This is a genomic window from Streptomyces sp. NPDC006332, assembly GCF_040612855.1.
Classification (GTDB): domain Bacteria; phylum Actinomycetota; class Actinomycetes; order Streptomycetales; family Streptomycetaceae; genus Streptomyces.
The window spans coordinates 23,701-47,724 of record NZ_JBEXRA010000064.1 but is presented as its reverse complement, the minus strand read 5'-3'; the positions used below and the strand labels follow the sequence as shown (position 1 = coordinate 47,724).

General features: G+C 70.2%; 18 protein-coding genes and 1 pseudogene. 13 read left to right on the top strand and 6 right to left on the bottom strand.

Annotated features, from left to right (window positions below; all coding sequences use genetic code 11):
• From ABZ027_RS37270 to ABZ027_RS37220, 11 genes are all read left to right on the top strand, one after another.
• Positions 1–249, top strand: a 249-nt coding sequence (locus tag ABZ027_RS37270; protein WP_356776405.1) for a hypothetical protein, incomplete at its 5' end; no start/stop codon positions are given.
• Between the two features lie 63 nt (positions 250–312).
• Positions 313–1,083 carry a DeoR/GlpR family DNA-binding transcription regulator gene (locus ABZ027_RS37265; RefSeq protein ID WP_356776403.1) on the top strand — a complete coding sequence of 257 codons (771 nt, stop codon included), beginning with the start codon at positions 313–315 and terminating at the stop codon, positions 1,081–1,083.
• Positions 1,084–1,161: 78 nt separating this feature from the next.
• Complete coding sequence (locus ABZ027_RS37260; RefSeq protein ID WP_356776401.1) at positions 1,162–2,535, top strand: sugar ABC transporter substrate-binding protein; 1,374 nt, start codon at positions 1,162–1,164, stop codon at positions 2,533–2,535.
• The gene (locus ABZ027_RS37255) at positions 2,532–3,470 is read left to right on the top strand and encodes a sugar ABC transporter permease (protein ID WP_356776399.1); all 939 of its coding nucleotides are present in this window, start codon (positions 2,532–2,534) and stop codon (positions 3,468–3,470) included. Before ABZ027_RS37260 ends, ABZ027_RS37255 begins: the two co-directional genes overlap by 4 nt.
• On the top strand, positions 3,467–4,318 hold the full coding sequence (locus ABZ027_RS37250) for a carbohydrate ABC transporter permease (protein WP_356776397.1): 852 nt from the start codon (positions 3,467–3,469) through the stop codon (positions 4,316–4,318). Before ABZ027_RS37255 ends, ABZ027_RS37250 begins: the two co-directional genes overlap by 4 nt.
• Positions 4,315–5,304: a zinc-dependent alcohol dehydrogenase family protein gene (locus ABZ027_RS37245; RefSeq protein WP_356776394.1), complete on the top strand. Its 990-nt coding sequence runs from the start codon at positions 4,315–4,317 to the stop codon at positions 5,302–5,304. The genes ABZ027_RS37250 and ABZ027_RS37245 overlap by 4 nt, the downstream gene beginning before the upstream one ends.
• Before the next feature lie 185 nt (positions 5,305–5,489).
• Positions 5,490–6,716 (top strand): TerD family protein, encoded by a 1,227-nt coding sequence (locus ABZ027_RS37240; protein ID WP_356776392.1) that lies wholly within the window; start codon positions 5,490–5,492, stop codon positions 6,714–6,716.
• 241 nt (positions 6,717–6,957) lie between these two features.
• A complete protein-coding gene (locus ABZ027_RS37235) occupies positions 6,958–7,122 on the top strand; it encodes a hypothetical protein (RefSeq protein WP_356776390.1) in 165 nt (54 codons plus the stop codon).
• 239 nt (positions 7,123–7,361) lie between these two features.
• Entirely contained in the window at positions 7,362–8,654 is a 1,293-nt protein-coding gene (locus ABZ027_RS37230) for an extracellular solute-binding protein (RefSeq protein WP_356776388.1), read from the top strand.
• Between the two features lies 1 nt (position 8,655).
• A complete protein-coding gene (locus ABZ027_RS37225) occupies positions 8,656–9,678 on the top strand; it encodes a sugar ABC transporter permease (protein WP_356776386.1) in 1,023 nt (340 codons plus the stop codon).
• Complete coding sequence (locus ABZ027_RS37220; RefSeq protein ID WP_356776384.1) at positions 9,668–10,540, top strand: carbohydrate ABC transporter permease; 873 nt, start codon at positions 9,668–9,670, stop codon at positions 10,538–10,540. Before ABZ027_RS37225 ends, ABZ027_RS37220 begins: the two co-directional genes overlap by 11 nt.
• A 126-nt stretch (positions 10,541–10,666) precedes the next feature.
• Here the strand turns inward: ABZ027_RS37220 and ABZ027_RS37215 are convergent, their stop codons facing one another.
• Together ABZ027_RS37215 and ABZ027_RS37210 are read right to left on the bottom strand one after the other, a co-directional pair.
• Positions 10,667–13,621, bottom strand: coding sequence for a glycoside hydrolase family 2 TIM barrel-domain containing protein (locus ABZ027_RS37215; RefSeq protein ID WP_356776382.1), 2,955 nt, complete (start codon positions 13,619–13,621; stop codon positions 10,667–10,669).
• 152 nt (positions 13,622–13,773) lie between these two features.
• Positions 13,774–14,817, bottom strand: a complete 1,044-nt coding sequence (locus ABZ027_RS37210) for a LacI family DNA-binding transcriptional regulator (RefSeq protein WP_356776380.1) — start codon at positions 14,815–14,817, stop codon at positions 13,774–13,776.
• Between the two features lie 318 nt (positions 14,818–15,135).
• Between ABZ027_RS37210 and ABZ027_RS37205 the strand changes: the two genes are divergently transcribed.
• Positions 15,136–16,746 carry a GxGYxYP domain-containing protein gene (locus tag ABZ027_RS37205; RefSeq protein ID WP_356776378.1) on the top strand — a complete coding sequence of 537 codons (1,611 nt, stop codon included), beginning with the start codon at positions 15,136–15,138 and terminating at the stop codon, positions 16,744–16,746.
• Positions 16,747–16,805: 59 nt separating this feature from the next.
• On the opposite strand, the pseudogene ABZ027_RS37200 reads toward ABZ027_RS37205, so the two are convergent.
• The 4 genes and pseudogenes from ABZ027_RS37200 to ABZ027_RS37185 form a co-directional block, all read right to left on the bottom strand.
• Positions 16,806–17,951, bottom strand: a pseudogene (locus ABZ027_RS37200) (TROVE domain-containing protein); the annotation flags it as partial.
• Positions 17,873–18,631: an HNH endonuclease signature motif containing protein gene (locus ABZ027_RS37195; protein ID WP_356776376.1), complete on the bottom strand. Its 759-nt coding sequence runs from the start codon at positions 18,629–18,631 to the stop codon at positions 17,873–17,875. The gene ABZ027_RS37195 and the pseudogene ABZ027_RS37200, both read right to left, overlap by 79 nt.
• A gap of 75 nt (positions 18,632–18,706) precedes the next feature.
• Positions 18,707–20,164, bottom strand: a complete 1,458-nt coding sequence (locus ABZ027_RS37190) for an alkaline phosphatase PhoX (protein WP_356776374.1) — start codon at positions 20,162–20,164, stop codon at positions 18,707–18,709.
• A gap of 262 nt (positions 20,165–20,426) precedes the next feature.
• Positions 20,427–21,860, bottom strand: coding sequence for a hypothetical protein (locus ABZ027_RS37185; RefSeq protein ID WP_356776372.1), 1,434 nt, complete (start codon positions 21,858–21,860; stop codon positions 20,427–20,429).
• Between the two features lie 283 nt (positions 21,861–22,143).
• Between ABZ027_RS37185 and ABZ027_RS37180 the strand changes: the two genes are divergently transcribed.
• Entirely contained in the window at positions 22,144–23,970 is a 1,827-nt protein-coding gene (locus tag ABZ027_RS37180; protein WP_356776370.1) for an endonuclease/exonuclease/phosphatase family protein, read from the top strand.
• The last annotated feature ends 54 nt before the right edge of the window (positions 23,971–24,024 follow it).

Genomic DNA, 24,024 nt, shown 5'->3' with positions numbered 1-24,024 from the left:
GTGCCCGCCAAGGCACGGGAGAAGCACGCGCAACTCGCTGAGCAGATCGAGGAGCACCGCTTCCGGTACTACGTGAAGGACGCCCGAACGGGCCCGCCCGCCGCCGCATTCGGGCATCCGCGCTGCCCGATCGCGTGCCCGCGGCCCCTGCCGCGCAGGTCCGAGACGGGCACGCCACCCCGTGAACGGGCACACACGGGCAGCATCGAGCCCGCAACAGGCCTGGTCAGTGCCGCGTACCCGCTGTAGAACTTCCCCCATGGGTCCCACCGGGCCCGAACGGGCAGACAGGTACGGAGGCGGGTGACGGCCATGACCACGAGAACGGCGGAAGAACGCCAGCGGGAGATCGTCCGGGTCGCCCGCGCCACCGGTTCGGTCGATGTCACCGCGCTCGCCGACGAGTTGGGCGTGGCCAAGGAGACCGTACGGCGCGATCTGCGCGCCCTGGAGGACCACGGCCTGGTCCGCCGCACCCACGGCGGGGCCTATCCGGTGGAGAGCGCCGGCTTCGAGACCACGCTCGCCTTCCGCGCCACCAGCCATGTCCCCGAGAAGCGCAGGATCGCGGCCGCCGCGGCCGAGCTGCTCCAGGACGCCGAGACGGTCTTCGTCGACGAGGGCTTCACCCCGCAGCTCATCGCCGAGGCACTGCCCAGGGACCGGCCGCTGACCGTGGTCACCGCGTCCCTGCCGGTCGCGGGCGCGCTCGCCGAGACCGAGAACATGTCGGTCCTGCTGCTGGGCGGCCGGGTCCGCTCCGGCACCCTCGCCACGGTCGACCACTGGACGACGAAGATGCTGGCCGGCTTCGTCGTCGACCTCGCCTACATCGGCGCCAACGGCATCTCCCGCGAACACGGACTGACCACGCCCGACCCCGCGGTCAGCGAGGTCAAGACGCAGGCCGTCCGGGCCGCGCGCCGCGCGGTGTTCGCGGGCGTCCACACCAAGTTCGGAGCGGTCAGCTTCTGCCGGTTCGCCGACATCTGCAGCCTGGAGGCGATCGTGACGAGCACCCTCCTGCCCACAGCCGAGGCCCACCGCTACGCACTGCTGGGCCCCCAGGTCATCCGCGTCTGAACAACCGACTCACCAGCCAGATGGGCGCCTCCTCACCCTGTCGCGCCCTTTATCTCCCCATACGTCCAGGAGCGATCCATGCGAACCCAGAGCCGACGACGGCCCCCGCGAGCCACGCTCGCCATGGCCGCCGCAGGGACGCTGCTCGCCCCGCTGCTCTCCGGCTGCTGGGTCGGAGCGGGCGGGTCCGGGTCGGGCGGCGACTCGATCAACGTCCTGATGGTCAACAACCCCCAGATGACCGAACTCCAGAAGCTGACCAAGGCCCACTTCACCAAAGAGACCGGCATCAAGGTCAACTTCACCGTCCTGCCCGAGAACGACGTCCGCGACAAGATCAGCCAGGACTTCGCCAACCAGGCCGGCCAGTACGACGTCGCCACCCTCTCCAACTACGAGATACCGATCTACGCCCGCAACGGCTGGCTGCACGAGATGAACTCCTACGTCGCCAAGGACCCGGCGTACGACGAGAAGGACGTCCTGAAACCGATGCGCCAGTCCCTCACCGGCGACGACGGCAAGCTCTACGGCCAGCCCTTCTACGGCGAGTCGTCCTTCCTGATGTACCGCAAGGACGTGCTGGCGAAGAAGGGTCTGACGATGCCAGCGCACCCGACCTGGACCCAGGTGGCCGACCTGGCCGCGAAGGTCGACGGGGCGGAGCCCGGCATGAAGGGCATCTGCCTGCGCGGCCTGCCGGGCTGGGGCGAGGTCATGGCACCCCTGACCACGGTGGTGAACACCTTCGGCGGCACCTGGTTCGACAAGGGCTGGAAGGCCCGGCTGGACTCCCCCGAGTTCGAGAAGGCGGTGACGTTCTATGTCGACCTGGTCCGTGAGCACGGCGAGTCCGGCGCCGCCCAGTCCGGCTTCGCCGAGTGCCTGAACAACATGACCCAGGGCAAGGTCGCCATGTGGTACGACGCCACCTCCGCGGCCGGATCCCTGGAGGCGGCGAACTCCCCGGTCAAGGACAAGCTGGGCTACGCCCCCGCCCCCGTCGAGCGGACGGAGTCCGCCGGCTGGCTCTACACCTGGGCCTGGGGCATCCAGGACGCCTCCCGCAACCCCGACAAGGCCTGGAAGTTCGTCTCCTGGGCGTCCAGCAAGCAGTACGAGCAACTGGTCGGCGACCAGATCGGCTGGTCCAACGTCCCGGCCGGCAAGCGCGCGTCGACGTACACGAACCCCGCCTACGTCAAGGAGGCCGCCGCCTTCCAGGAGATGACCAAGGAGGCCATCGAGGGCGCCAAGCCGAACGACCCCGGCGTGCAGCCGCGCCCCGCGCCCGGCATCCAGTTCGTCGGCATCCCCGAGTTCACCGATCTCGGCACCAAGGTCTCCCAGGAGATCAGCGCGGCCATCGCCGGACACCAGTCCGTCGCATCGGCCCTGAAGAAGTCCCAGCAGCTCGCCGAGCGGATCTCCGAGGAGTACGAGGGACGATGACCGCGACCGTAACGGCTCCGACAGCCACCACTCCCGTACCCACCGTGCGCCCGCCTTCCGCCCGCCTGCGCGCCTGGGCCACCCGCGCCCCGCTGCTCCCCGCCCTGATCTTCATGATCGCGGTCACCCAGCTCCCGTTCGTGGCCACGCTGGTGATCTCCTTCTTCACTTGGAACGCCCTCTATCCCAAGTCCCGCCACTTCACCGGCCTCGACAACTACCAACAGGTGCTGACCGACGCCGACCTGCGCCAGTCCGTGTGGACGACGGTGCTGCTGACGGTCGCGGTGGTCCTGGCCAGCCTGGTCCTGGGACTGGCCCTGGCGCTGCTGCTCGACCGGAAGTTCCGGGGCCGTGGCGTGGTCCGCACCCTCCTCATCGCCCCCTTCCTGGTGGTCCCGGTGGCGGCGGCCCTGCTCTGGAAGCATGTGCTGTACAACCCTGAATACGGCCTGCTCAATGGGCTGTTGCACTATGTGGGCGGTCCACAACCGGACTGGATATCGGGCACTCCGCTGCTCGCGGTCGAGGCCTCCCTCGTCTGGCAGTGGACCCCGTTCATGATGCTGATCCTGCTGGCCGGCCTGCAGAGCCGCGACCAGCAGCAGATGGAGGCGGCGCGGGTCGACGGCGCGAGCAACTGGCAGATCTTCCGCTATCTGACGCTCCCGCACCTGCGCCGCTACCTCGAACTCGGGGCGCTTTTGGGCTCGATCTACATCGTCCAGAACTTCGACGCGGTCTTCACGATCACGTCCGGCGGCCTGGGCACCGCCAACCTCCCCTACACCGTCTACCAGAGCTTCTACCAGGCCCACGAGAACGGCCTCGCCTCGGCCGCGGGCGTCCTGGTGGTCATCGGCTCGATCATCATCGCGACCTTCGCCCTGCGCGTGGTGTCGTCCCTGTTCCGCGAGGAGGTGGGTCGGGCATGAGCGGCATCGCCGTACGGCCGAACAGTGGCCGTCGTAAGGGAGCGGGCCTCGGCCTGGTGGCCTGGCTGCTGGGGATCGTCTTCTTCCTCCCCATCGCGTGGATGGCCCTGACGTCGTTCCACTCGGAGCAGGACGCGGCGACCAATCCGCCCTCCTTCGGGGCCGCCCTCACCCTGGACGGCTACCGCGAGTTCTTCGGCACGGGCGGCGGCGCGAGCCCCTGGCCCGCGCTGGTCAACTCGACGGTGGCCTCGCTGGCGTCGACGCTGTTCGTCCTCCTGCTGGCCTTCCCGGCGGCGTACGCGCTGTCGATCCGCCCGGTGAAGAAGTGGACGGACGTCCTGTTCTTCTTCCTGTCCACGAAGATGCTCCCGGCCGTGGCGGGACTGCTCCCGATCTACCTGTTCGCCAAGAACACCGGCATGCTCGACAACATCTGGCTGCTGGTCATCCTCTACACCTCGATGAACCTGCCGATCGCGGTGTGGATGATGCAGTCCTTCCTCGCCGAGGTCCCGGTCGCGGTGATCGAGGCGGCGAAGGTGGACGGGGCCCGCCTGCCGACGATCCTGGCCCGCGTGGTGGCCCCCATCGCCCTCCCGGGGATCGCCGCGACCGCGCTCATCTGCTTCATCTTCAGCTGGAACGAACTGCTCTTCGCCCGAGTGCTGACCGGCGTGGTGGCCGAGACGGCCCCCGTCTTCCTGACCGGCTTCATCACCAGCCAGGGCCTGTTCCTGGCGAAGGTGTGCGCCGCGTCGCTCGTGATCTCCCTGCCGGTGCTCGCCGCGGGGTTCGCCGCCCAGGACAAGCTGGTCCAGGGCCTGTCGCTTGGAGCCGTGAAATGAAGGCCGCCGTCATCGAGTCCGTGGGCCGTGCCGTCGTCGCCGAGGTCCCCGATCCGACGCCGGGCCCCCGGGAGGTCGTCGTCGAGGTCGCCGCCTGCGGCCTGTGCGGCACCGACCTGCACATCCTCCAGGGCGAGTTCGCGCCCAAGCTGCCGATCGTGCCCGGGCACGAGTTCGCCGGCGAGGTGGTCGGGGTGGGCACCCAGGTCACCGAGGTCGCGGTCGGCGACCGGGTCGCGGTGGATCCCTCGCTGTACTGCTACGAGTGCCGGTACTGCCGTACCGGGCACAACAACCTCTGCGAACGGTGGGCCGCGATCGGGGTCACCACGGCCGGGGGCGCGGCGCAGTTCGCGGTGGCGCCGGTGGCCAACTGCGTGAAGCTGCCCGAGCACGTGCGCACGCAGGACGCGGCGCTGGTCGAACCGCTCTCCTGTGCCGTGCGCGGCTACGACGTCCTCCAGGCCCGTCTCGGCGCGCACGTCCTGATCTACGGCTCCGGGACGATGGGCCTGATGATGCTGGAACTCGCCAAGCGGACGGGGGCGGCGAGCGTGGACGTGGTGGACATCAACGCCCAGCGCCTGGCCACGGCCCGGCAGCTCGGGGTGTCGTCCTCGGCGACCGGCGCCGACGAACTCGACCGCCCGCAGGGCTGGGACGTCGTGATCGACGCGACCGGCAACGCGGCGGCGATCCAGGACGGCCTGGACCGGGTGGCCAAGGCGGGCACGTTCCTCCAGTTCGGCGTCGCCGACTACGCGACCCGCGTGACGATCGACCCGTACCGCATCTACAACCAGGAGATCACCATCACCGGTTCGATGGCGGTCCTGCACAGCTTCGAGCGGGCGGCGGAGCTGTTCGCGAACGGTGTCCTGGACCCGGAGGTCTTCATCAGCGACCGCATCCCGCTGGACCGCTACCCGGAGGCACTGGAGCAGTTCAAGGCGGGGGTGGGACGGAAGATCGTGGTGGTGCCGTAGGAGACGTTTTCAGCCCGTCCGGCGTTGAGGACGAGGCCGTCAAGGCCGATCCGGGAGCCTGGGGGCGGCAGCCCCCGGGGACGGGAAGGGAAGGGGCGGCGGGGGCGAAAAATCCGGGCCCACCAATCGGCCCACGGTAAGGGAACGGTAAAACGCCTTCGCTCGTTCGACGGGGTATGACAGCTATGACCCCCGGCTCGAACATCCCCCTCTCCGCCGCCCGCGTGACGGTGGACGTCGCCGCCCCGGTGCGGCTCGACGTATCGGGCCTGCTGCTCACCGCCGACGGCAAGGTGCGCTCCGACGACGACTTCATCTTCTACAACCAGCCCACCGGCCCCGGCGTGACCTACCGCTCCGGCGGCGGCACGACCCCGGACGCGATCACCGTCGACACGTCCGCCGTCCCCCCGGGCATCGAGAAGATCGTCGTCACCGCCAGCCCGGACGCGGCCGGCCAGACCTTCCAGGGCATCGAACCGACGGCCACCATCCGCGACGCGGACGGTGGCAGCGTCCTGGCCACGTTCACGCCCCCGCAGCTGGGCACCGAGACGGCCCTGGTGATCGTGGAGGTCTACCGCCGCAACGGCGCCTGGAAGGCCCGCGCGGTCGGCCAGGGATACGCCAACGGCCTCGCGGGCATCGCCACCGACTTCGGCGTCTCCGTGGAGGAGCCCGCCGCCCAGGCCGCCGCCCCCGCCCAGCCGGTGGCTCCTCCTCCGCCGGCCACGCAGCCGGCGGCGCCGTCGGCCCCGCCGGTCGACCCGCGGATCGCCGCGCCCCCGGCCCCCGCCGCACCCCCGGCTCCGCCCGCCCCCGCCCCGGGCGCCGGGAAGATCAACCTCGACAAGGGCCGGGTCAGCCTCCAGAAGAACCAGACCGTCTCCCTGGTCAAGGGCGGACGCCCGCTGCTGTCCCAGGTCAAGATGGGCCTCGGCTGGGAACCGGCGTACCGCGGCAAGGACATCGACCTGGACGCCTCGGTCATCGCGTACGGCCCGCAGCGCAACCACATCGACAGCTGCTACTTCGGCAAACTGTCCATCGTGAACGGCGCGATCAAGCACTCCGGTGACAACCTCACGGGCGAGGGCGGCGGCGACGACGAGGTGATCGTGGTCGACCTCGGCCGGCTCCCGCAGGAGGTCACCGGCCTGGTCTTCACCGTGAACTCCTTCTCCGGCCAGAAGTTCACCGAGGTCGCCAAGGCCTACTGCCGACTCCTGGACGCCGCGACCGGCGAGGAACTCGTCCGTTTCGACCTCACCAACGCCGAAGCGCAGACCGGCGTGATGATGGCGAAGCTGATCCGCCAGTTCTCCGGCGAGTGGGACATGACGGCGATGGGCGACTTCGTGAAGTCCCGCACCGTACGGGGCATGGTGAAGCCGGCGGCGCAGGCCCTCTGAGGGCCCGTACGTCTCTGAGGGCGCCCCTCGAAACACAGCGGGGCGCCACCCACCTGCTGGAACCCGGCTTCGGACCTCCGGTGCCACGCCTCCGGTGCCACGCCTCCGGAGCCACGCCTCCGGAGCCACGCCTCGGCGTGCCTCGCCTCGCCGGTCAGAGGTGAGTCCGTTCCACCGCGCGACGGCGGAACCGACCCCGTGCGGCCCCGGCGCCGCCCACCGCTCCACGTCGGAGGAGCCCGTGGGCCGGGCGCGCCGTGCGGAGGCCGACCGCCCCGCCGACGCCATCCTCGTCGAGCTCGGCGCCCACACCTCCGGCTCGACCGCCGCGCGCGACCGCCGGGCGATCCGTTCAAGGCTGAACGGGAAACGCTTTCGCCTGCGCCTGTCGCCTGCTGCTTTCTGATGGCGATTCGGTTACGTCCTCCTTGTTGACACTCACTTCGCGGCGCGCGCATACTCCTCGGCAACGTTCACGTGAACGTTCACGGTTCGCATGCACGCCAGCACAGCGGGGCCCTGCCGTGGCCCTGCCGACCCCTCCCGTACTCGCCTCCGCAGGGCCCGGCCACGGCCGACCGAACCCCCCGATCGGCACCGCGTGGCCCCCGCGCGCCTGCCCCGGAACAAAGTGAGTGTTCGAACATGGAGCCATCTCTGTCGAGGAGACGTCTTCTCGCAGCTTCGCTGGGCGGCACGGGTGCAGCCCTGCTGGGTCTCACGGGCTGCGGCGCCTCCTCCGGTTCGGTGTCCGCCGGTACCGGCCACCTCAGCGTCTGGTACTGGTCGGGAGCCCTGAGCACCCGGCTGCTGGCCGTCGCCCGCAAGGGGGTGCCCGGCGTCCCCGGCTTGAAGGTGCAGGGCGCCGAGATCGGCGACACCTACGGCAAGCTGCTCACCGGCCTGGCAGCCCGCGCCTACGTCCCGGACATCACTGCCCTCAACTCCGACGTCGCCAGCTTCTTCCCGCACGAGGACCAGTTCCTCGATCTGAGGAGTCTCGGCGCGGACAGCCTCAAGAGTCAGTACCTCGACTGGAAATGGCAGGGCGGCATCGCCCCGTCCGGCCGGATGGTCGCCTTCCCCATCGACTGCGGTCCCTCGGCGCTCTACTACCGCAAGGACATCTTCGACAAGGCCGGACTCCCCTCCGACACCGAGGAACTCGCGCAGGCGGCCTCCAGTTGGGAGGACTACTTCGCGGTCGGCCGCAAACTGAGATCCGCGGTCCCCGGCACCTTCCTCGTCGGCAACATCGCGAGCGTCTTCCGGATGTCCCTGCTGCAGAGCCCGAAGCAGTTCGTGGACCAGGACGACCACTTCATCGGAGACCAGGAGCACGTCAAACGCTGCTGGGACCTGGCGGTGGAGTCGCTGCGGCAGAAGCTCAGCGCCAAGATCAACGACGGGACACCCGACTCCAACGCGGCCTACGCGCAGGGACGTATCGCCTCCGCCTGCAACGCCGTCTGGTGGATGGGCGGGCTCAAACAGACCGCCGCCAAGACATCCGGTAACTGGCGAGTGACCAAGATGCCCGGTGGGGCGGCCAACTACGGCGGCTCCTACCTCGCCATCACCAAGTACTGCCGGGACCCGCAGGGTGCCTTCGCGTTCGTCAAATGGCTGCTGGGACCGGCCAACCAGCTGGCGGCTTACCAGGAGATGGCCCTGTTCCCGACCACGCCAGGCGTCTACGACAAGCCCGCGATGCGGGAGCCCGACAAGTTCTTCGGCGGTCAGCGCCCCATCGACGTCTTCGGACCGGCCGCCCAGCAGGCGCCCGTCGTCTACTTCAGCCCCTACGAGGGCACCGCTTCCACCCCCGTCTACCAGGAGCTGACCAACGTGGAGCTGCTCGGGAAGAACCCCGACAAGGCGTGGCGGGATGCCATGGCCGCCGCGGAGAAGACCCTCTCGCAGAAGGGGGTGAGCTGAGATGGCCGTGGCCGGAGCCACCGGTGCGCCCAGCACCAAGCCGCGGAGCGTGCGGGCGGGCAAGCAGAAAAAGCAGGCCACGGCCGGGCGGATGGGCAGCCCGGTACGGCGCAATCTGCCCGTCTACCTCGCCATCTCGCCGTTCTACGTGCTGTTCGCGGTGTTCGGCGTGTTCCCCGTCGTCTTCTCGCTCTACCTGTCCTTCCAGGACTGGGACGGCATCGGGACCATGCGCTTCGTGGGCTGGCAGCAGTACGACTGGCTGCTGCACGACACCGTCTTCTGGAAGTCCATCCTCAACACCTTCGAGATCTGGTTCCTGTCCACGGTGCCGATGCTGCTTCTGGCCCTGGTCATCGCCTTCCTGCTGAACTCGCAGGTCCGCTACAGCATGGCGTACCGGGTGGCCTACTTCATCCCCAACGTCACCTCGATGGTCGCGATGACCATCGTGTTCGGGTCGGTCTTCGCGCAGGCGGGGCTCGGCAACTCACTGCTGAAGGCCGTCGGCCTCGGCGAGTTCGGCTGGATGACGTCCGCCTGGGGCGTCAAGGTGTCCCTCGCCATCATGATCATATGGCGCTGGACGGGTTACAACGCCCTCATCTTCCTCGCCGGGCTGCAGGCCATTCCCTCCGAGCTGTACGAGGCCGCCCGGGTCGACGGGGCGAGCAGTCTGCAGACCCTCTTCCGGGTCATTCTCCCGCAGTTGCGGCCGGTGGTGCTCTTCACCGTCATCACCTCCAGCATCAACGGGCTGCAGATCTTCACCGAGTCCCAGGTGCTCTTCCAGGCCAGTAACGGCTACTCCACCGGAGGCCCCGGCCAGGAGGGCATGACGATCGTGCTCTACCTGTGGCAGAAGGCCTTCGGCGACCACCAGTTCGGCTACGGCGCGGCCATCGGTTGGGCCCTGTTCGTCATCGTCGCGGTCTTCTCCGCCATCAACTGGCGACTGGTCGCCAGGTTCGGCGAGGACCGCCCGGCCACTTCGAGGCGCTGGAGGATCAACCGTGCACGCTGACACCAGAACGACCGGCAGTACCGGCGTCGCCATCGGCTCCGGCAGCAGGACCAGGAGGCTCCTGGTCCACGCGGTGCTGCTGGCGGGCCTGCTCGTCTCCGTCTTCCCGTTCTACTGGCTGGTCGTGATGGCCTCCCGCACCACCGGGGAGATCTTCCGGTACCCGCCCATCCTCGTCCCCGGCAGCCACCTGCTGGAGAACATGGGAGCGGTGCTGGACCGCGTCGCCTTCTTCAGTTCCCTGGCCAACACCCTCATCGTCGCGGTCGTCGGCACCGCACTGGTGCTGTTCTTCGACTCGCTGGCCGCGTTCGCCTTCGCCAAGTACCAGTTTCCCGGCAAGAGGTTCCTGTTCGTCATCCTGCTCTCCACCTACATGATCCCCGCCCAGCTGTCCTTGGTGCCGCAGTTCGTCACCATGGCGCACCTGGGCTGGGTGGGCTCCCTCACGGCCCTGATCGTCCCGGGGGCGGCCAACGCCTTCGGCATCTTCTGGATGCGGCAGTACGCCGAGAACTCGCTGCCCGACGAACTGCTGGACGCCGGACGGATCGACGGTGCCGGGTTCTTCCGCCTGTACTGGACCATCGCGGTGCCGCTCTTCAGGCCCGCCCTGGCGTTCCTCGGCATCTTCACCTTCATCGGCGCGTGGAACGACTACATCTGGCCCCTCGTCGTGATGATCAACCCGGACCGGCTCACCCTGCAGGTGGCGCTGGCCCAGCTCAACACCGTCTACGGGCCGGACTACGCGGTCGTCATGGCCGGCGCGCTGATGAGCGTGGTGCCGCTGATCATCGTCTTCATCATCGGTGCCCGGCACTTCCTGCGGGACCTGGCCGCCGGAGCCATGAAGATGTGAGCCGGCCCCGGACCCCGCCGTCCGAGCCCCCGTGGGTCACCTGCCCGCGGGGGCTCAGCCGTTGCGACCAGGTGACCGGCGCGTGCCGGGGATTCCCCGGCCGGAAACGGGATCCCCCGAGGCCGCCTACCCGCGCGGGCTCAGCCGCAGCGACCAGGTGACCGGCGCCGCCTCCAGACGGTGGGCGGGCAGCACGCCCGGACCGCACGAAGCGGAGCCCAGTCCGTACTGCGCGACGTCCAGGTTGAGGAAGATCCGGTCGGACGGAGCGAGGTCGCTCGTGTGCCGGGCGGACTCCAGGTCCCCTGTGGTCCAGCGGCGCGCGGTGAGGGAGAAGCGCGGGAGCCCCACCGACTCGATACGCAGGGCGGGGCCGTCAGTGCCGCTCAGCTCCGCCCATCTGACGTCCCCCCGGGCTCCGTTCTCCTGCGGCACCACGTACGGGGTCTGCAGGGCGTCCACCGTCGACGAGAAGCGGCCGACCCGCGCCGCCGACCGGCTGTCCGGGTACGCCTCGCCGGGTCCGAGACCGAACCACCGGACCTGGCCCAGCCGGCCCGGCACCGCCATGCGCACGCCGAGCCGCGGCAGCCCACCGGGCCAGTCGCCCGTCGGCTCGACTCGGACGGTCAGCACCAGACCCGCTCCGTCGGTGGCCCACCGGTACTCGACCGTCATCCCGGACGCCCGGGCCGCGGCCGCCACCCGCGTACGCACCAGCATTCCGTCCGGGCCGTACGCCACCTCGTCGACCCGGTGCTGCAGCCGGTCCAGGCCCGACTGGCGCCACCACCGCACCGCCGAGTCGTCCGCCGGGCCCCACAAGGAGGCCGAGCGGTCGTTGTCGGTCGGTGCCCTCCACAGGTCCAGCACCGGGCCGTCGACGTCCGTCGTCCCCAGGCGCACCAGGCGCCCGGTGCGTCCGTCGAACTCGCCGGGACCGAGCGCCAGACGGCCGTCGGGACGTTGCCTCGAAGCAGCGGCGGGCCGCGGCCCGGTGCCGCGCCGTGACGGCGGTTCCGCCTGGGCCGGAGGCGGCGTCAGGGGCAGCTGGGTCCAGGCGACCTCATGGCCTGCCGGAGCCCAGGGCCGGTCCTCGGCCAGCACGGCACTGATCGTGATCCAGCCCTCGCCGTCCGTCGGCGGAAGGACCGGCAACTCGATGTCGGCGGACTCGCCCGCCGCGACAGGGGGCACCTGGAGGGGTTTGGTGAGCACCGGCAGGCCGTCCGAGGAGAGCGCCAGCTCGAAGCGGAGGTGGGACAGGTCGCTGAAGTCGTACCGGTTGGTGATCCGTATCCAACGGCCGGGCCCGTCCGCGCGGTGCTCGGCGGCGCCGATGGCAACCGGCTCCACGGTCTTCTTCAGTTCCGCGAGCCCGGGCGACGGCGTGCGGTCGGGGAAGAGCAGACCGTCGATGACGAACGTGCCGTCGTGGTACGGCTCGCCGAAGTCGCCGCCGTACGCGAAGAACTCGCGCCCGCCCGGGGTCCGTTGCCGCAGCCCGTGGTCGATCCACTCCCACACGAAACCGCCCTGCAGCCGGGGATGGCGCTCGAAGAGCCGCTGGTACTCGGCCAGTCCGCCAGGACCGTTGCCCATCGCGTGGGCGTACTCGCACAGGATGAACGGCAGCGAACGCCGCCTGGCATCCGCCTCGGGATCGTCCAGCGGGGGCTCGGCGCGCCTGCCGATCGCCTCCACCTCGTCGTGCGGCAGGTACATCCGGCTGTACACGTCACTGTGCCGGCACTCGTGATCGCCCTCGTCGTGCAGGAGCCGCCCCGGATCACGTTCGCGCACCCACGCCGCCATCGCGTCCAGGTTGCGTCCACTGCCGGACTCGTTGCCCAGCGACCACATCACGACGGACGGGTGGTTCTTGTCGCGCTCCACGGTGCGGCGCATCCGGTCCAGGCACGCTTCGGCCCATTCCGGGGCGTCGGCGGGGTTGCCGCGCCAGTCCGCCGCGGAGAAACCATGGGTCTCCAGGTCGCACTCCACCACCACCCACAGCCCCAGCTCGTCACAGAGGTCCAGGAACCGCGGGTGGGGCGGGTAGTGGCTGGTGCGGACGGCGTTGATGTTGTGCCGCTTCATCAGCAGCACGTCGTCGCGGTCCACCTCGGCCGGCAGTGCGCGTCCGTGGTCCGGGTGATGCTCGTGCCGGTTCACGCCACGCAGCAGCAGCGGGCGCCCGTTGACCCGGAGCTGTCCGTCCTCGACGGCGACGGTACGGAAGCCGACGCGCAAGGTCACCCGCTCGGTACCGGTGGCCAGCACCCCCTCGTAGAGCCGGGGTGTCTCGGCCGTCCACGGCGCCACACCCTCCACCACGGTGGTGTGCCCGGCGGGCAGGTCGTCGATGCCCAGCTCCGGGACGCTGAGCCGGGCCTCGGCCCCGTCGCGGGTCACGGCGTCCACGCGGAGCGTTCCGCGGCCCGTCGAGGTGTCGTAGCCGGCGTGCACGAAGACGTCCTCGACGCCGCCCGGCGGGCGTCGGATCAGCGTCACCTCGCGGAAGATTCCCGGCAGCCACCACATGTCCTGGTCCTCCAGGTAACTGCCGGAGGACCACTGGTGCACCCGTACCGCGAGGACGTTCCGTCCGGCTCGCAGATGCGGTCCGGCCGCGAACTCGACCGGCAGGCGGCTGCCACGGGTGACGCCCAGTTCCCGCCCGTTCAGCCAGACCCGGGCGCAGGAGTCCACCCCCTCGAACCGCAGCACCGCCGGCTCCTCGGTCCACGACTCGTCCAGTTCGAAGACGAGCCGGTGGTCGCCGGTGGGGTTCTCGTCGGGCACCCGTGGCGGATCGAGCGGGAACGGGTAGCCGATGTTCGTGTAGACGGGCGAGCCGTGCCCGTGCAGCGGCCAGTGGGAGGGCACCGGCAGCCTGCCCCACGAGCTGTCGTCGAAGTCGTTGGCCCAGAACCCGTCGGGGGCCAGGTCCGCGGCGGGGGCGAGATGGAAACGCCACATGCCGCCGAGGCCGACGGTGGCCGCGTCGGTCCTGAGGGCGGCCCGCGCCGGCCTCGCTCCGTATCCGGGTGACGTGGCTTCGTAGTACGGCTGCGACATGCACGATTCCTGGTGTCGAGGGGTTCGTGAACGTTCACGTGAACGATAACGAAAAATCGTGCCGCGTACCCGACCTGGTGTCAACAGGGCAGACGGCAGGGATGCAGCCTGATGCCGGCCTCAGGCCGGCCGACCGGCGACCGGGCCGGAGGTCACGCGGAGGCCCGCAGGACGAGCTCGGGCCGCACCCGGGCATCGCCCTCCACCGGAGGCTTCTCGCCTCCGTTCAGCTGGGCCGCCACCTGTTCGACCGCCAACCGTCCCAGTTCTCGCTTGTCGATGCTCAAGGTGGTCAGGGGCGGTTCCACCAACTCCCCCAGCGAGAGCCCGTCGAAGCCCAGAACGGCGACGTCCTCCGGTACCCGCAGTCCCCGGCGACGCGCGGTGCGGATGGCGCCGACCGCGATCAGGTCGTTGAAGCCGACCACGGCCGTCACATCCGGATGCGCGTCCAGCAGCGCGTCCATCCCCCGCTCACCGGCCGACACCCGGTGCCGGTCGCAGGAGACGACCCAGTCGGCCCCCACCGGCAGGTCGTGCAGCCTCGCCTGCGCCAGGAACTGCTCCCGGCGGGCGCTGGGCCGGTCGTCCGACGCCCCGTCGAGCATGCCGATGCGACGGTGACCGGCGCCCGTCAGATGTGCGAACGCCTGCTGCATGCCCGACGCCGCGTCGATGCTCACCGACCCGAAGCGCGTCTGGTCCGCGCCGCGCTCCAGGAGCACCAGCGGCATCCCCGGTGCGTGCCGGGCCAGCATGTCGTCGGGGCCCGCGCAGTGGCCGATGATCGCGTCGGCCTGCCGGGCGAGCACGTCGAGCGCCTCCCGCTCCTTACCCTCGTCGTTGCGCGAGTCGCACACGATCACGTGCCAGCCGCGCTCCTCGGCCACCTCCAGCACCGCGACAGCGACCTCGGCGAAGTACGGGTTGCTCAGGTCCGAGATGATCAAGCCGAGGGTGACCGAGTCCTGCCTCCGCATCCCCTGGGCGAACCGGCTCGGCCGGTACCCCAGGGTGCGGGTCGCCTGCAGCACCCGCTCCTTCGTCGCGGGATCGATCTCGCCCTTGTCGTTGATCGCACGGGAAACGGTCTGCCGGGACACCCCGGCCAGCTTCGCCACGTCGTCGATCGTCGTCCGGCGCCTGGCGGCCCGGGGGGAACCGAGCTTCGGCCGCTCGTCGTGCTTGCCCGGCACTGCGCAATACCCGCCCTCTGTATGGGTCCTGTGGTGAGGAACCTTAACCGGGCCGCCTCCCGCCGTGCCGTTGGTTTTCGGCCGGTCCGGGATGTTGACAACGCCCCGCGGTCATCGCAGCATACTGCCGTTCGCCCATTCCGTGAACGTTCACGTGAGCGTTATCGGACCTCCGGCGGCAGACCGCTGCCGCAGCAGACCACCTCTCCGCCTGGCGCATGAACGGGACCCCGGCTCCCACCGCACGCTCAGGCACTCCCGCCGGGCCACTTCCCGGTACGGCAGCCGGGCCTCCTGAGAAGAAAACGGTGCGTACCTGTGATCAGTAGGAGAACCTTCGGCCTGACCGCGCTGGCCGCCGCCACCCCGTTGGCCGTCCCAGGGACCGCGACTGCCGCGACTGCCGCGGCGTCGGCTGCGGGGGGCACCACCGACGTGAGCACGGTGAGCGCCGATCGCGGCATCGCCCTGCCCAAGGGCATGGCGTTGCGCAGCCTCGACGTCATCCCGTCCGGCAACCTGACCAGCGACGCGGACCGGGTGCTGGTGGCCGCGCTCCAGGGCCTGGTCGCCAAGGCCTCGTCGGAGCACATCTTCATCGACGAGGGCGGGCCGGGGGCTATCTGGAAGGACTTCCTGCACACCACGTACGGCGTGCTGCTCGACGACAGCCGCCCCACCTGGCCCGCCCTGCTGAAGCACTTCCGGCAGCACCTCGCGGGGTACGTCCTCTACGACATGGCCGGCAATCCGCCGTCCGTCAACGTCGCCTCGTCACTGAGCGGCCCCCTGAGGGCCCTCCCCGTCGACGTCTCCCAGGAGGCCCAGGTCCGGGCCCTGGGCCTGGGGCGCCAGATCCTCGACGTCACCGGCCGGACGGAGAAATGGGCCTACGCCAGATACGGTCGGCTGTTCTCGCGGACGACCGCCGCGGAGCTGAACCCGTCGGTCCTGTACCACCAGCGCGACTACATCGCCATGACGGACGCGTTCACGTTCTACGACGGCGTGACCGACTGGCGTGCGCAGGTCCTGGGCGGTCTGAAGCCCGGGGCGGACCTGATGGGATACGGCAACAACGAGTACGACATGGTCGCGCAGGCCTCCCAACTCGGCGTCACATCCATCCCGTCGGACCTGGCACCCAACCTCTCGGCCCTGAGCGCCGTCCACGGCACCGAGGGACTCACCCAGAAGCCCGAGGCCGCCCCCGAGACCCGGAACAAGCACTACGTGTCGTTCGTCATCAGCGACGGCGACAACGTCGCCTGGAACCTGTGGGGACTCCAGCAGTACTTCAGCAACCCCGACCGCGGTCGCTTCGACATCGGCTACGGCATCAGCCCGTCCCTGGTCGATCTGGCTCCGGCGGCGATGCGCTGGTACTACGAGAACGCCTCGCGGGGCGCGGCGAACGACAGCTTCATCGCGGGGCCGAGCGGCTCCGGATACGTCTTCCCGGCCAAGATGCCGCCCGCGGACCTCGATCTCTTCACCGACCGGCTGAACGCGTACATGGCCGCCGGAGACCTGCGGATCTCCGAGATCCTCGACGACCAGGACAGCTTCGACCGCACCGACGTGTGGTCGTCCTACCTCCGGCAGCCGAACATCGACGCCCTGTTCTTCTTCGGGTACGGCGACACCGACCGGATCAGCGGCCGGATCAACTGGGTGGACGGCAAACCCGTGATCGCCCAGCGGGACGTGCTGTGGGCCGGTCTCACCGAGGAACCGGACCTGATCCGGAACATCAACTCCAGGCCTGCCGCACCGACCAGCGCCGACGGCTACACGCTCGTCCTGGTGCACTGCTGGACCAAGAGCCTGTCCGACATCAGGACAGTGGTGGACGGGCTCGGCCCCGACGTCGAGGTGGTGACGCCCAAGGCGTTCACCGAACTCATCGTCCGCAACGGCGCCCGCTGACGAGGGATCGGCGCGGTGGGCCCGCACCCCCGTAGAAGTGCGGGCCCCGATCGGGCCGCTCAGGCTGCCCAGGGCCAGTGGGCGTCCTGCGCCGCTTCGAGCAGCGGAACCATCCGGAAGGCCGCGTCCGAGAGCCCGCCGAAGGTGTGCCTGTTCCCCTTCCCCGAGGGGCCGTGGCCGGCCCGGTATCCGGCGAGGTTCCAGGTGTAGACCGGCACGTTCGCCGGGACCTGCTCGGTCGGGTCGCCGTAGTGGCTGAAGCTGTACTGCTCGTCGGTGACGATCAGCACCCGGTCGTGCTTCTTGTAGTGGCGGCGCACCGCCTCGGTGGTGTCGGTGCCGCCCAGGTCGCCGAAACGACCGAGGATCTTCAGCACGGACTCGCCCCGGCGGAACTTGATCTTGTTGCTGCCGGTACCGAACTCGACGAGGTCCGCGTCCGCCGCCCGCAGCGCGAGCGCCGTGCCGAAGATCGCCGCCGCGTCGGCACGGTTGAGCTCCGAGCGGTCGGACAGCCGCGCCCACATCGAGCCCGACCGGTCGACCAGCACCAGCGTGCGGCCGGGCAGTGCGGGCACGTTGGCCAGCGAGTGGCCGAGCGCCTGCTCCAGCGGGTACGACCAGCGCAGCGACGGCGCGTGCTGGTACGCGGCGAGGTACCGGAAGGGGAACTGCCCCGAGCGCGCGACCTGGGCCGGGTCGCTGATCTTCGCCGCTACCCGGGCCGCGACCTCGTCCGAGACTCCGGCCTGGTCGAAGTTGCGCAGGTTACGGACGAGCGCCATGGCACCCATGGACGGGATCACGGCCTCCCAGGCCGCCTTGTCCATCGGGCCCTGGAGCCACCCGGCCAGCGCCTCCCAGGTCATTCCCGCCGCCGCGAGCCGCTCCGCACCGCCCGCCGCCGTGACCACCGCGCGCCGTTCCTCGACCCGCAGCGCCATCAGCTCGCGGTGCGCGGTCAGGACCCGGTTCGAGGCGGGCGGTACAGCGGTGTCCGGGTTGTGCCGGCGGTCGAGGGCGTACTGGAACAGCTCGCCCTGCCACGGCTTGTCCGGGTCCGGGGCCGCGTGCACCAGGTTGAGGATGTCGCCGAAGCGGTAACCCTTGGAGGCGGTGTCGTACTTCAGCAGCGACGTGCCGTGGTAGATGCGGCGTACGGCGATCCCGCGCTTGACGGGCTTGGGGACGCTGCGGCCGTACGTCCCCCGAGCCAAACCTCCTGGTACCGACGGCTCTGTTTCTGGCGCACCGGCTGCACGCGGGGGTTATTCAGGTGTTGGTAATTGGGCGTCAACGCATGGCAGTTGGGGCACAGCAGACGGAGGTCTTCTGGACGGTTTTTCGTACGGTCGCCGTCAATGTGGTCGACGTGCAGAGGAACCCGGCCGGAGACAGGATTGACTTCGGCCCAGCCACATTTCTCACAGCGTTGCCCCCTGAGCAGGACAAGTCCTTGGCGCACCCTCCAGTCAGGGCTGCCGTTCTCCCTCGTACCACTGATCTCGCCTGCCTGCCATGCTGCGAGCCATCGCGCGAACGTGCCCGTGCGCTCGTAGCGGTCCTCGTTGAAGCACTCCCACGAGCAGTACGGCTGCCCAACGCAGCGGGGGCGCCGCTCCGTCGTTCCGCAACGGAGGCACGGCGTGGGCTCCCCACGACGCGCCTCCGCCTCCTGACGCCGGGTCACGTTGGCGCAGGCCCGGCCACAGTGGATCGCGCCGCGGGTCCGGATGGGCTTGCCGCACTGCGGGCACGGCGACTTGGGCTTCCGATGTGACTCAGCACGCTGTCGCGCCGTCCCCTGAAGGCTGCAACGGTTACTGCAATAGCGCCTGCGAGCTTCCTTCACCGGAGTGCCGCACTGTTCGCATAATTTGGACATGCCGGAACGGTATGTCCAGCGTCGTCAACCGTCCGCCCAATGGAACAGCCCCACCCGTACGAGTGGCCCTGCGTTCTAATGCCGCTGTCGCTTCCAGGGCCCCGTGATCGCCAGCATGATGCCCGGCGTCTGGATGTTGGCGTACAGCGTCCGGCCGTCGGGTGAGAAGGTGACGCCCGTGAACTCGCTGTATTCCGGCTCCTCTTCGGTGCCGATGTTGAGTTCGTTGCGGGCGATGGGATAGGTGCGGCCGCTGTCGGTGGCGCCGAACAGGTGCTGGACGCCCTCGCCGTCCTCGGCGATGACGAGGCCGCCGTAGGGGGAGACGGTGATGTTGTCGGGGCCGTCGAAGGCGCCGTCCTTGGACGGGTCGGGGTTGACGCCGAGCAGGACCTTCAGGGTGAGGGTGCGGCGCTTGGGGTCGTAGAACCAGACCTGGCCGTCGTGCTGGACGGGGCTCTCCTCGCGGGCGTAGGAGGAGACGATGTAGGCGCCGCCGTCGCCCCACCACATGCCCTCGAGCTTGCGGGCGCGGGTGACCTGGCCGTCGGTGAACTGCTTGCGGACGGGCACCGTCTTGGCGTCGCGGTCGGGGACGTCGACCCAGTCGACGCCGTAGACCGTGCCGATCTTGACGGCGCGGGAGAGGTCGTCGACGAACTTGCCGCCTGCGTCGAAGCACTTGAAGGCCTGCAGGACGCCGGCGTCGGCGGCGAGGGTGCGCAGCTTGCCGCGGCCGTGCCGGAATCCGGCGGGCGGGGTCCAGCGGAAGAGCAGGCCGTTGGGGCCGGAGGCGTCCTCGGTGAGGTAGGCGTGGCCGCGCTTGGGGTCGATGACGGCCGCCTCGTGGGCGTACCGGCCGAACGCCTTGACGGGCTTGGGGTCGCGGTTGGCGCGGCGGTCGGCGGGGTCGACCTCGAAGATGTAGCCGTGGTCCTTGGTCATGCCGTTCTGGCCGGCCTTGTCCTCGGTCTCCTCGCCGGTGAGCCAGGTGCCCCAAGGGGTGGTGCCGCCCGCGCAGTTGGTGGAGGTGCCGGCGATGCCGACCCACTCGGCGACGCGTCCGTCGGGGCGGACCTCGACGACGGTGCAGCCGCCGGACGCGGCGGGGTCGTAGACCAGGCCCTCGGTGAGCGGCACCGGGTGGGGCCAGTTGGCGCGCGGGCCCTTGAGCTCGTGGTTGTTGACGAGGAGGGTGGTGCCGCGCGGGCCGTCGAAGGTGGCCGTGCCGTCGTGGTTGGAGGGGGTGAACTCGCCCGACTCCAGCTTGGTCCTGCCGCTGTAGGTGATGACGCGGTACGTGAACCCGGCGGGCAGCGCGAGCAGGCCCTTGGGGTCGGGGAGCAGCGGTCCGTAGCCGACCCCGTGGTGTGCGGCAGCCGATTCCGCTTCGGCGCTCTCGGTCTCCGGGGAGGTCTCGGTGGACGCGAGGGCGCCCGGTGCGGTGGCGAGGGCGCCTACGGTGCCGGCCAGCGCGACACCGGCACCGGTGACGGCGGAGTTTCTGGCGAAGTCCCTGCGGGTGAGCGACATGGTGTCTCCTGTGACGGTGGGCGGGCCGTGGAGGGTGGCGGACCTCGGTCCGCGCCACCGTCCCGCCCGTGCCTGAACGGCGGTTGAACACCGGGCGACGTCATGGGACCCGCTTCCATGAATCCGTATGCCTTGCCCCAGCGGAACGAAAAGGGCAGCCCACCGAGGCTTCAAGCCCGGCCCGGAGCGGGAAACCGCCTGGTGCACGTCCTGATCCGGACCGGGCGGCCGCCCCGCCCCTGCCGTCCCTCGGCCCGTCCCCTCAACCGCCTTGCTGTGACCGTGCCTTGAACGCCGCCTTGCGGGCTTCCTTCGCGATTCGTTTGTCCGGGTGCAGTCGCCCCATGGCTTCCAGGACGTCCGCCGCGGCCGGGTGGTCGACCCGCCAGGCCGCCGTGAAGAAGCCGCTGTGCTGTTGGGCCAGGCCTTCCACGAGTTCGCGCAGTTCGTCGGAGTTGCCCTCGGCCGCCAGTTGCGCGGCGACCGTGTCGACGGTGAGCCAGAAGACCAGGTCCTCGGAGGGCGCGGGCACGTCGGGGGCGCCGCGTTCGGTGAGCCAGACCCGGGCCAGGCCGCCCAGTTCGGGGTCGTCGAGCACCTCCCGCAGGGCCGGTTCGGCCTCGTTGCCCACCAGGGACAGCGCCTGCTGGCAGCGCAGTCGGCGCAGTGGCGCACCGGCGTCCAGGCCCCGCGCCGCGGCCAGCAGTTCCCGTGCCGCGGCGAGGGAGTCACGGCGGGCCAGCCACCGCTCGGTCTCGGCGTGGGCCGCGGCCGGCGGGAAGGTCGCCGTGCCGTCGAGCAGTGCGTCCGCTCCCTTGTCCGCGAGGTCGCCGACCGCGGGGGCCTGGAACCCGGCCTCCTGGAGCCGGACCCGCAGCCCGTACCGGCCGAGCGGGGTCAGCCGAACCATGCCGTAGCGGGAGACGTCGGTGTCGTCGACGGCTGTGGGCTCCTCCCCGGTGTCCGCCATCAGCGTCTCGTCGACCGGCTGGTACTCGACCAGACCGACCGGCTCCAGCAGCCGGAACTGGTCGTCCAGCCGCATCATCGCGTCGGACACCTGCTCCAGCACGTCGTTGGTGGGCTCCCCCATGTCGCTGGGCACGATCATCGAGGCGGCCAGCGCGGGCAGCGGGACGGGGCTCTCGCCCGGTCCGTCCTCGGTGACGGTGAGCAGATAGAGGTTCCCGAGCACGCCGTCCAGGAACTCCGACTCGGCCTCCGGGTCCCAGGCCAGGGAGGAGAGATCGACCTCGCCGATGTCGCCTTCCGGGTCCACCGCGTCGACCAGGTCGTCCAGGTCCGGCACGCTCGCGTCGGCGAGCACCGTCTCCAACGCGCCCAGCCACACCGCGAGCACGTCGTGCGGGGAGCCCCCGGTCAGCAGCGTCAGGTCCTCGCCGGCCGTGACGGTGCCCGCCTCCTCGTCGACGACCTCGACCAGTCCGGTGTCGACGGCGATCCGCCAGGCCTCGCTCGCGTACGCCGCCGCGTCGTCGCCGGTCAGCCCGAGGAGCTGGGCCGCCGCCGGCAGCTGTTCGTCTACGAGTCCGCCCCCGGCGTCGACACGGGTGTCCGGGCCGGCCCAGCGGGCGAGGCGCGCGGCGCGGGACAGCAGTGGCGTGGACAGCGCGTCCCGCGCCAGCTCCGCTTCGGGGTGAAGCCGCACCGGCGGCAGGGGGGAGCTGTCTGACATCGGTTGGTTCTCCTAGGGACGCGTACCACCACTCAGCCGCTCAGCCTAGACGGATATCCACCCATGCCGCCCGGTTCATCTGCCGGTCGGCCGGAGTACATGGCCGGATCCTTGACAACTGGCCGGAGCACACAGGAGATTGACGCGCGTAGAAATCAGCTGGACATGACATGTGCCCACTGCGTTTTCTACGCGCGTCGCCACCGCCCCACAGGTCGCGGCTCCCGTCGTTCCACGCACCACCCTCGTCCCGGCGCCCAGGTACGTCCCCGGAGGGATCCCGTTGCCGCACCCGTCTTCCGCGCGTCTCGCCGCGCTCACCGTCGCCGCCGTCTGCTCGGCGGCGTCCACCGTCGTGCTCACCTCACCCGCGCACGCGGACTCCGTGCGCATCCATGACATCCAGGGCACCACCCGGATATCGCCGTACGCCGGACAGCAGGTCACCGACGTGGCCGGAATCGTCACCGGGGTGCGGACGTACGGCTCGTCCAGAGGCTTCTGGATCCAGGATCCGAACCCGGACGCCAACCCGGCCACCAGTGAGGGCGTCTTCGTCTTCACCGGTTCCGTACCGAAGGTCGCGGTCGGCGACGCGGTCACCGTCCTGGGCACGGTCTCGGAGTACGTCCCGGGCGGCACCGCCACCGGCAACCAGACGCTGACCGAGATCACCAAGCCGACGGTCACGGTCGTCTCCAGCGGCAACGCGGTCCCCGCCGCCGCCGTCATCACCGCGAGGTCCGTGCCGAGCACGTACACGCCGACCGGTGACACGGCCGCGAGCGGCTCGGTCAACGGTCTGCCCCTGCGGCCGTCGCGGTACGCCCTCGACTACTACGAGTCCCTGGAGGGCATGAACGTCCAGGTCGCCGACGCCCGCGTGGTCGGCGCCACCGACCCGTACACCGAGCTGTGGGTCACGGTGAAGCCGCGCGAGAACAGCGACCGCCGGGGCGGCACGGTCTACGGCTCCTACGACTCCCAGAACACCGGCCGGCTGCAGATCCAGTCGCTGGGCGCGACGGCCGACTTCCCGGTCGCGAACGTCGGTGACACGCTCACCGGCGCCACCGCGGGCCCGCTGGACTACAACCAGTTCGGCGGATACACCCTGGTCGCGGGCAAGCTCGGCACCCTCAGGAGCGCCGGGCTGCAGCGCGAGACCACCGAGCGGCAGAAGAAGGGCGAGCTGGCGGTCGCGACGTACAACGTCGAGAACCTCGACCCGGGCGACGCCACCTTCGAGGAGCACGCCGCGGCGATCGTGCACAACCTCCAGGCACCCGACATCGTGTCCCTGGAGGAGATCCAGGACGACAACGGCGCGACGAACGACGGCACGGTCACCGCCGGCCGGACGGTCACGAAGCTGATCGACGCGATCGTCGCGGCGGGCGGCCCACGGTACGACTGGCGCTCCATCGATCCGGCGAACAACGCGGACGGCGGCGAGCCGGGCGGCAACATCCGCCAGGTGTTCCTGTTCAACCCGCAGCGGGTGTCGTTCACGGACCGTGCGGGCGGCGACGCGACGACCGCCGTCGGTGTCACCAAGGAGCACGGCAAGGCGGCGCTGACCCTCTCCCCCGGTCGGATCGACCCGACGGACGCCGCCTGGGCCAACAGCCGCAAGCCGCTGGCGGGCGAGTTCGTCTTCCGTGGCCGGACGGTCTTCGTGATCGCCAACCACTTCAATTCCAAGGGCGGCGACCAGGGCCTGACCTCGCAGTACCAGCCCCCGGCGCGCAGCTCGGAGACACAGCGCCACCAGCAGGCGACCCTGGTGAACGGGTTCGTCAAGGACATCCTGGCCACGCAGAAGAACGCGGACGTCGTCGCCCTCGGCGACATCAACGACTTCGAGTTCTCCGGCACCGCGAGGATCCTGGAGGACGGCGGAGCGCTGTGGTCGGCGGTCAAGTCGCTGCCGAGGAGCGAGCGCTACTCGTACGTCTACCAGGGCAACACCCAGGTCCTCGACCAGATCCTGGTCAGCCCGTCGATCCGGCGTGACTGCGACTTCGAGTACGACAGCGTGCATGTCAACTCGGAGTTCAACGACCAGATCAGCGACCACGACCCGCAGGTGCTGCGCTTCAAGCCGTGACACCCCGGCTCGGGGCCGGCTGGACACTCCGTCCAGTCGGCCCTCCCCGCCGCC

Excerpts from the sequence above, each read along its gene's own strand:
- ABZ027_RS37265 (WP_356776403.1), top strand. The coding sequence starts at position 313 with ATGACCACGAGAACGGCGGAAGAACGCCAGCGGGAGATCGTCCGGGTC.
- ABZ027_RS37260 (WP_356776401.1), top strand. The coding sequence starts at position 1,162 with ATGCGAACCCAGAGCCGACGACGGCCCCCGCGAGCCACGCTCGCCATG.
- ABZ027_RS37255 (WP_356776399.1), top strand. The coding sequence starts at position 2,532 with ATGACCGCGACCGTAACGGCTCCGACAGCCACCACTCCCGTACCCACC.
- ABZ027_RS37250 (WP_356776397.1), top strand. The coding sequence starts at position 3,467 with ATGAGCGGCATCGCCGTACGGCCGAACAGTGGCCGTCGTAAGGGAGCG.
- ABZ027_RS37245 (WP_356776394.1), top strand. The coding sequence starts at position 4,315 with ATGAAGGCCGCCGTCATCGAGTCCGTGGGCCGTGCCGTCGTCGCCGAG.
- ABZ027_RS37240 (WP_356776392.1), top strand. The coding sequence starts at position 5,490 with ATGACCCCCGGCTCGAACATCCCCCTCTCCGCCGCCCGCGTGACGGTG.
- ABZ027_RS37230 (WP_356776388.1), top strand. The coding sequence starts at position 7,362 with ATGGAGCCATCTCTGTCGAGGAGACGTCTTCTCGCAGCTTCGCTGGGC.
- ABZ027_RS37225 (WP_356776386.1), top strand. The coding sequence starts at position 8,656 with ATGGCCGTGGCCGGAGCCACCGGTGCGCCCAGCACCAAGCCGCGGAGC.
- ABZ027_RS37215 (WP_356776382.1), bottom strand. The coding sequence starts at position 13,621 with ATGTCGCAGCCGTACTACGAAGCCACGTCACCCGGATACGGAGCGAGG.
- ABZ027_RS37195 (WP_356776376.1), bottom strand. The coding sequence starts at position 18,631 with ATGTCCAAATTATGCGAACAGTGCGGCACTCCGGTGAAGGAAGCTCGC.
- ABZ027_RS37190 (WP_356776374.1), bottom strand. The coding sequence starts at position 20,164 with ATGTCGCTCACCCGCAGGGACTTCGCCAGAAACTCCGCCGTCACCGGT.
- ABZ027_RS37185 (WP_356776372.1), bottom strand. The coding sequence starts at position 21,860 with ATGTCAGACAGCTCCCCCCTGCCGCCGGTGCGGCTTCACCCCGAAGCG.